The organism is Thiohalophilus sp., assembly GCF_031581315.1.
Lineage (GTDB): Bacteria > Pseudomonadota > Gammaproteobacteria > UBA6429 > Thiohalophilaceae > Thiohalophilus.
Window position 1 is genome coordinate 1 of sequence record NZ_JAVLAZ010000102.1, and the last position, 7475, is coordinate 7475.

Annotated in this window: 7 protein-coding genes; 6 read left to right on the forward strand and 1 reads right to left on the reverse strand. The window is 56.6% G+C overall.

The window, feature by feature from the left end:
• Positions 1-15 precede the first annotated feature (15 nt).
• From hldE to RI563_RS11665, 4 genes are read left to right on the forward strand one after another with little or no spacing between them, the layout of a single operon-like run.
• The gene (gene hldE / locus RI563_RS11650; RefSeq protein ID WP_310694560.1) at positions 16-1455 is read left to right on the forward strand and encodes a bifunctional D-glycero-beta-D-manno-heptose-7-phosphate kinase/D-glycero-beta-D-manno-heptose 1-phosphate adenylyltransferase HldE; all 1440 of its coding nucleotides are present in this window, start codon (positions 16-18) and stop codon (positions 1453-1455) included.
• Entirely contained in the window at positions 1452-2405 is a 954-nt protein-coding gene (gene rfaD, locus RI563_RS11655) for an ADP-glyceromanno-heptose 6-epimerase (RefSeq protein WP_310694554.1), read from the forward strand. The genes hldE and rfaD overlap by 4 nt, the downstream gene beginning before the upstream one ends.
• 12 nt (positions 2406-2417) lie before the next feature.
• Positions 2418-3428 carry a lipopolysaccharide heptosyltransferase II gene (gene waaF, locus RI563_RS11660; RefSeq protein WP_310694555.1) on the forward strand — a complete coding sequence of 337 codons (1011 nt, stop codon included), beginning with the start codon at positions 2418-2420 and terminating at the stop codon, positions 3426-3428.
• Positions 3429-3433: 5 nt separating this feature from the next.
• On the forward strand, positions 3434-4207 hold the full coding sequence (locus tag RI563_RS11665) for a glycosyltransferase family 2 protein (protein ID WP_310694556.1): 774 nt from the start codon (positions 3434-3436) through the stop codon (positions 4205-4207).
• 47 nt (positions 4208-4254) lie between these two features.
• Here RI563_RS11665 and RI563_RS11670 read toward each other — a convergent pair whose 3' ends face one another.
• Entirely contained in the window at positions 4255-5304 is a 1050-nt protein-coding gene (locus tag RI563_RS11670; protein ID WP_411293580.1) for a glycosyltransferase family 9 protein, read from the reverse strand.
• A gap of 262 nt (positions 5305-5566) precedes the next feature.
• Here RI563_RS11670 and RI563_RS11675 point away from each other — a divergent pair, with 262 nt between their 5' ends.
• Together RI563_RS11675 and RI563_RS11680 are read left to right on the forward strand one after the other, a co-directional pair.
• A complete protein-coding gene (locus RI563_RS11675; protein WP_310694558.1) occupies positions 5567-6691 on the forward strand; it encodes a glycosyltransferase family 4 protein in 1125 nt (374 codons plus the stop codon).
• Positions 6692-6742: 51 nt separating this feature from the next.
• The gene (locus RI563_RS11680) at positions 6743-7459 is read left to right on the forward strand and encodes a 3-deoxy-D-manno-octulosonic acid kinase (RefSeq protein WP_310694559.1); all 717 of its coding nucleotides are present in this window, start codon (positions 6743-6745) and stop codon (positions 7457-7459) included.
• Positions 7460-7475: the final 16 nt, after the last annotated feature.

Genomic DNA, 7475 nt, shown 5'->3' on the forward strand with positions numbered 1-7475 from the left:
GACGGCGAGTCGCTGATGAAACTGCAACTTCCCCAGTTTGAACAGGCCCGGGTGCTGGTGATCGGCGATCTGATGCTGGATCGCTACTGGCACGGCGATACCTCGCGCATCTCGCCCGAGGCGCCGGTGCCGGTGGTGCGGGTTGGCGAGGCCGAAGAGCGGGCCGGTGGCGCCGGTAACGTCGCCCTGAATATTGCCGCACTGGGTGCCGGCGCCCGGGTGATGGGGCTGACCGGTGACGATGAGGCCTGCAATGCGCTGGACGATATTCTCACCACCGCCGGGGTCGAATGCCGCTTCAGCAAACTGACCGGGTGTGCCACGGTCACCAAGCTGCGCGTATTGAGCCGGCATCAGCAGTTGATCCGGCTCGACTTCGAAGACGGCTTCGAAAGTTATCAATCCGAGGATCTGCTGCGCCAGTTCGAACAACAACTCGACGGCATCGGCGCGGTGATCCTTTCCGATTACGGCAAGGGTACCCTGCGCGAGGCGCGCGCCTTCATCCAGGCGGCGCGCAATAAACAGATTCCGGTGCTGGTCGATCCCAAGGGTAGTGATTTTGAACGCTATCGTGGTGCCAGCCTGATTACACCCAACCTGAGCGAATTCGAAGCGGTGGTCGGACGCTGCCGCAATGACGAAGAAGTGGTGACCAAAGGCATGGCGCTGATCGAACAGTACGATCTGGACGCCTTGCTGGTGACTCGCAGCGAACGGGGTATGACCCTGCTGCGTCGAGGTCAGGAAGCTTTGCACATGCCGACCCACGCGCGCGAGGTGTTCGATGTCACCGGCGCCGGCGATACGGTCATCTCGGTACTGGGCGCAGCAATTGCCGCCGGCGAGGATCTTGCCAATGCCACGGCCTGGTCGAACCTGGGCGCCGGTGTGGTAGTCGGCAAGCTCGGCACCGCTACAGTGAACATCGATGAACTGCGCCGCGCCGCGCGCGCACAGCACGAGATCGAAACCGGCGTGGTCGACGAGGACCTGCTGGTGCGGCTGGTCAAAGATGCCCGCGATCATGGCGAGACGGTGGTGATGACCAACGGCTGTTTCGATATCCTGCATCCGGGCCATGTGCTCTATCTGCAACAGGCGCGCAAGCTCGGCGATCGGCTGGTGGTGGCGGTCAACGACGACGCCTCGGTCAGGCGGCTCAAGGGCGAGTCCCGCCCCATCAATACGGTCGAGCGGCGTATGGCGGTGTTGTCGGCACTCGAATGTGTCGACTGGGTGGTGCCCTTTACCGAAGACACCCCCGAACGGCTGATCTGCAACGTCCTGCCGGACTTGCTGGTCAAAGGCGGCGATTACAAACCGGAAGAGATTGTCGGCAGTCGTTGCGTACTGGACAACGGTGGCAAGGTGGAAGTGCTGGAATTTATCGAGGGCCATTCCACCACCGACATCATTAAAAACATCACAGACAAACAGAAGGCGGAATCATGATTATCGTGACCGGCGGCGCCGGTTTTATCGGCAGCAACATCGTCAAGGCACTCAACGAGCGTGGTGAGACGGACATCATCGTGGTCGACAACCTGACCAACGGCGTCAAGTTCAAGAACATCGCCGATTGCGAGATCGCCGACTATCTCGACAAGCAGGAGTTCATCGCGCGCATCAAGGCCGGTGAAAGCTTTGCCAAAAAGGTGAAAGCCATTTTCCATGAAGGCGCCTGTTCCAGTACCACCGAGTGGGACGGCAAGTTCATGATGGAAAACAATTACGACTATTCCAGGGCGCTGCTGCATTACTGCCTGGATCGCAAGATTCCTTATTTATACGCCTCGTCCGCCTCGGTGTACGGTTCCGGCAGCGTGTTCAGTGAAAGTCGCGAATACGAGCAGCCGATCAACATGTACGCCTATTCCAAGTTTCTGTTCGATCAGTATGTGCGTCGCCATCTGCCTGATGCCAAAAGCCAGGTGGTGGGTTTCCGTTATTTCAACGTCTACGGGCCGCGCGAACAGCACAAGGGCAGTATGTCGAGCGTCGCCTTCCACGTGAATAACCAGATCACTGAAAACGGCAAGGCGAAACTGTTCGAAGGCTGCGACGGTTACGGCAACGGCGAACAGCGTCGTGATTTTGTCTATGCCGGCGATGCGGTGGATGTGAATCTCTGGTTCATGGATAACCCGGACAAGTCCGGTATCTTCAACCTGGGCACCGGGCGCAGCCAGACTTTCAAGGAAGTGGCCGAAGCGGTCATTGCCTATCACGGCAAGGGCGAGATCGAATACATTCCCTTCCCGGAACATCTCAAAGGGCGTTATCAAAGCTTTACCGAGGCGGATATCACGGCCCTGCGCAAAGCCGGTTACGAGGCCCCTTTCAAAACCGTCGAAGAGGGCGTCACTGATTATATGCGGTGGCTGCACCGCGACAGTCAGTGATCACGGCGACCGGTGAGCGACACTTCTCCTTCTGAGCGTATTCTGGTGATCGGCCCGGCCTGGGTCGGCGACATGGTCATGGCCCAGAGCCTGTTCATGACGTTGGTACAACAACGCAACAATCCCGTTATCGATGTGGTCGCCCCCAAATGGTCGCTGCCGCTGCTGGCTCGTATGCCCGAAGTCCACGAGGGGATCCCGCTGTCCGTGCAACACAGGGAACTGGGTCTGGGCAAACGTCGCGCGCTGGGCCACGCCCTGCGCGTGCATCGTTATGATCAGGCCATCGTCCTGCCGCGTTCTTTCAAGGCGGCGCTGGTTCCGTGGTTCGCACGGATTCTCCGGCGCACCGGCTACCGGGGCGAAATGCGTTACGGCATCATCAACGATAGTCGTCGACTGGACAAACGCGTGCTGTACCGGACCGTGCAGCGGTTTGTTGCCCTGGGACAGGAAGGTGATAAGGATATCGCTCCGGCGATACCGCAACCCCACCTGGCGATCGATTCACAACATCGCCAGGCCTGCCTGGATAAACTGGGCCTGAACACCGACAAACCGATCATCGCCATGATGCCGGGCGCCGAATACGGCCCGGCCAAGCGCTGGCCGACGGCGTATTACGCCGAGCTGGCGCACTGGCTGGTTGAGCGGGGCAAACAGGTCTGGGTGTTCGGCTCCCACAAGGAAGCGTCACTGGGTGACGCGATCGCAGGCTCAGACGATATTGTGAACCTGTGCGGTAAAACCGAGCTGGTCGACGTGGTGGACTTGCTGTCTTTGTGCGAGCAGGCGGTGACCAATGACTCGGGACTGATGCACGTGGCCGCGGCCAGTGGCACCCGTGTTATCGCCATTTACGGTTCTTCCGATCCAAACTACACACCGCCGCTGACAGACAAAGCGCAGATCGTCTATCTGAACCTGGACTGCAGTCCCTGTTTTAAACGGGATTGTCCGATGGGCCATACAAATTGTCTGAACGACATTAAACCCGAATCCATCCTCGCGCGAATAGAATAAGTTTTATGGATAACAAGCCCGCATTATCCGTGGTACTGATCGTCATGAACGAGGAAGACGCCCTGCGCGAGTGTCTGGAGACCGTCAGCTGGGCCGATGAGATTGTGATCATCGATTCGGGCAGCCGCGACCGGACGCGGGAGATCGCGGCCGAATATACCGACAAGGTTTACGTTGAGGATGACTGGCAGGGTTTCGGTGTGCAACGCCAGCGTGCGCAACAGTATGTCACCGGCGACTGGATCCTGATGCTGGATGCCGACGAGCGCATCACCGAACCGCTGGCGCAACAGATCCGACAGGCGGTCGAAATGGATGACCGGCAGGCGGTCTATTTTGTACCGCGACTGTCGTGGGTGTTCGGCCGCTTTATCCGCCATTCCGGCTGGTATCCCGACTATGTGGCGCGCCTCTATCCACGCGAGCAGGCCGGTTACAATGACAACCGGGTTCATGAAAAACTGGTTTATCCTGATAGCATGAAAGAGAAAAAACTCGCCGGCGATCTGCTGCACTACACCTATCGGGACCTGGAGCATTACCTGGTCAAGTCCGCCCATTACGCCGCGGCGTGGGCACAACAACGTCAGGAACGAGGCAAGCGCAGCAGCCTGTTACAGGGCATGCTGCATGGCCTGGGTTGCTTTATCAAAATGTATCTGGTGCGCGCCGGCTTTCTCGATGGTAAACAGGGATTTTTACTGGCGGTACTGTCGGCTCACTCCACCTTTGCCAAGTATGCCGACTTGTGGATACGCCAGCAGTCGGATCATCAATGAACCGGTATCCGCCAATACACGCGAATGGTCAGGGAAGATATTCGCGCTTATTGGCGTTTATTTGCGGGCAGTAATTTTTCGGCGATAAGGTTAGCAGCCGCTTCGATATCGATGCTTTGCATGTCTTCGGCCTCGGCCTGTTCCGGTGGCATGAAGCCCAGGCGACGCGCTTCGCGGCTCAGCGTCTGCCAGCGCAGGGCGGTGGAGGAGCGTTTGCGGGGATAAAAGGCGGCCGTCGGCCTGTCCAGCGCGCCGGCGATATGCAACGGGCCGGTCGAGCCGCTGATAAACAGCGCGGCGTTTTGTAAAAACTGCGCAAAGTTGACAAGGCCCTGCTGCGAGTCATAGATCGAGTGAGGAATCCCCTCCAGCAGCATGGAAAGTGATTCGGCAACCGGGTATTCTCCCGGCCCCGCCGTGATGACAAGGTGATAATTGTCGTCCAGGTTGAGGCGGTGAATCAGACGAGCGTATTGCTCGAGACTGAGGTTGTTGGCGGAGCCGCCACTGCCGGGGTGCACGATAACCAGCTCGGGATCGCCATCGATATTGCAAGCTTTGAGAAAAGCCTGCTTTTGCTCGACAACACAGTTGCGGGGAAACTGAAGATAAGGGGGCGCAGGTTCAACATCAGGCGTAATATTATGATGTTGTAGATAATGTACGGCCAGATCGAGATTGTAGCGATATTCCGGCTTGAGAGAATACGAACGGCGCTGGACAAGGCGGTGGTTATAAAAAATCTGTGCCAGCTTGGTCGCCGGTGCGAGACGATAAGGAATCCGTGCCAGCCATAGCAAAAGTGCAATACGGGATGTCGAAAAAAGGGTGATTACGCCATCATACTTTTGCTGTTTTATTGTTGTCAGAAGCTGGCTTTGCTGCGCGTAAGGCGCCTGCTTACCGGGGTCGATAACAACATCGTCAATCGCATCGCAGGCGAGGGCGATATCACGGGTATAACCCGGTACCAGCGCGTGCAGGGTACACCCCGGCAAAGCCTGCTTGAGCAACTTGAACACCGGTAAACTGAGCATAAAATCGCCCAGTTTGTCATTGCGAACGACAAGAATTTTATGAGATGAGAGATTTTTCATGGGTTAAGTGTTGCGTCAGTCTGCGCCAATTTAGCTCATCTTACACAGCCTGTAAACTGTGCAGGGTTGCGGGTAAGGTTGGATACAGGATTGTATGCACTCCAGAAGGGTGTCTGGCGCGCCGCATACTCGATACCGGATAACAGTGCGTGGAACATACGCTATTTCTTAATCCACCCTGCACGAAGTGTTCGGGTACTGGCAGCCTTTATTTAGAGCAGTTAAATAGTCACTTTTATGAAATTTGAAACCAGGTCTGGATATGCGCATTCTTGAATTATGTACCTCACGCGGCCGCGGCGGGCTGGAGCTTTACGCGCTGAAAAACATACAACACCTGAAAGGGCCGCAGCACGTTGTGCATGCCGCGGTGCGCGAGGGCACCTATCTGGATGAAGCCGTGCAGGAGGAAGGTATACCGTGTATCCGGATCGATCCCCGCTCGACCGTGTTGCCGTATATCAGCGCCAGAAAGCTGGCCCGGTATATCGATGATCACGAGATCGATCTGATACATGCGCACTGGCAAAAGGATGTCATGCTGGCTGCGCTGGCCAAACGTCTGTCAAAACGGCACTGCAAGCTGATGTTTATGCGGCATATCCGGCTGACCCGTCAGAAAAAGGATGCCTATCATCGATTTATTTACCACAGTATCGATAAATATATCGTCATAACCCGGGTCATGTACGAAGAGGCGCTTAAATATCTGCCCATGGCGCCCTCGCAAATTGAACTGCTCTATCATGGCGTCGAGGATGCCTCCGATTTGCATGCTGATGTGGACTGCGGTGATTTTCTCGCCCAGCATGGCATCCGGGATGATCAATTCCGTGTTCTGTTGCCGGGCCGGGTTGAATGGTACAAGGCCCAGCATACGCTGATCGATGCGGTAGCCCGTTTGAAAGAGGAAGGGGTTGATGTGCAGGCCTGTATCATGGGGCACGTCATGTTCGATTCTTATCTTGAAAAACTCAAAAAACAGGCCAGGGACAAAGGCATCGGGGATCAGGTGAAGTTTATCGGCTTTGTCGATAACTCCAGGGCCTATTACAAGTGTTTTGATGTGGTTGCCCTGACGACCTACATCGAAACATTCGGCCTGGTACTGGTCGAGGCGATGCTGTCAGGCGTTCCCGTTATCGGGACGCGCGCCGGCGGTGTGCCGGAGATTATCGAGCACGATAAAACCGGGTTGCTATTCGAGGCCGGTAACGAGGTCGAGCTGGCCAGATGCATTCGCCAGATGGTGGAAAATCCACAACAGCGTGATGCCATGGCCCGGGCAGGCCAGAGCTATGCCAGGGAAATGTTTTCCAACGAGGTGCATTATGCGCGCCTCGATGAGATTATCCAGGAGCTGGAGTCTGAAGTTGCGAAGGGTTAAGCTGTTGTCCGGCGGTGACTCGACAGATAACCCGGGTGAGTTGGCCTGTAAATGACGTTTTTAACCAAACAATACGAAAACCGTTTTGTCCTGTATGACAGGGAGGTGTTTGCCGATCCGGATCTGATCGGCTTCACATCGGAAGCGTGGGCGCAACACGATGCCATCACCGGTTTTGCCGAGGGGCGGGGCACCACATTCTTTGTCAATTATTACGAATTGGAACTGGCCCTGCGCCACTACCATCGTGGTGGGCTCATCGCGCGCTGGTCCGCCGACCGTTATCTGTGGACCGGTCTTAATTCCAACCGGGCCTGGCGTGAACTGCATCTGTTACAGACCCTGCGCGAACGCAATCTACCGGTGCCCCGACCGGTTGCGGCACAGGTCATCCGTCACGGCCTGTTATACACCGCGGACATCATGACCCGGCGCATTCCCGGCGCCAAAGCAGTCGGTCAGCTGCTGGCCAGTGAGGAGCTGGATACCGGTCACTGGATTGCCATGGGCAGTATGATCCGGCGCTTCCACAGCCAGGGCGTCTATCACGCCGATCTCAATGCCAACAACATCCTGCTGGATAGCGGCGGCCGCTTCTATTTAATTGATTTCGATCGCGGCGTTATTCGCACACCGCGCCGCGGCTGGCAGCAACGCAACCTCCAGCGCTTGCATCGCTCCCTGACCAAGCTCCAGGGCGCGCAGGACACATTCCATTTCAGTGAGCAAAACTGGCAGGACCTGTTGACGGGGTATAACCAGCTGTAAATTAGTTCTTAGTTCT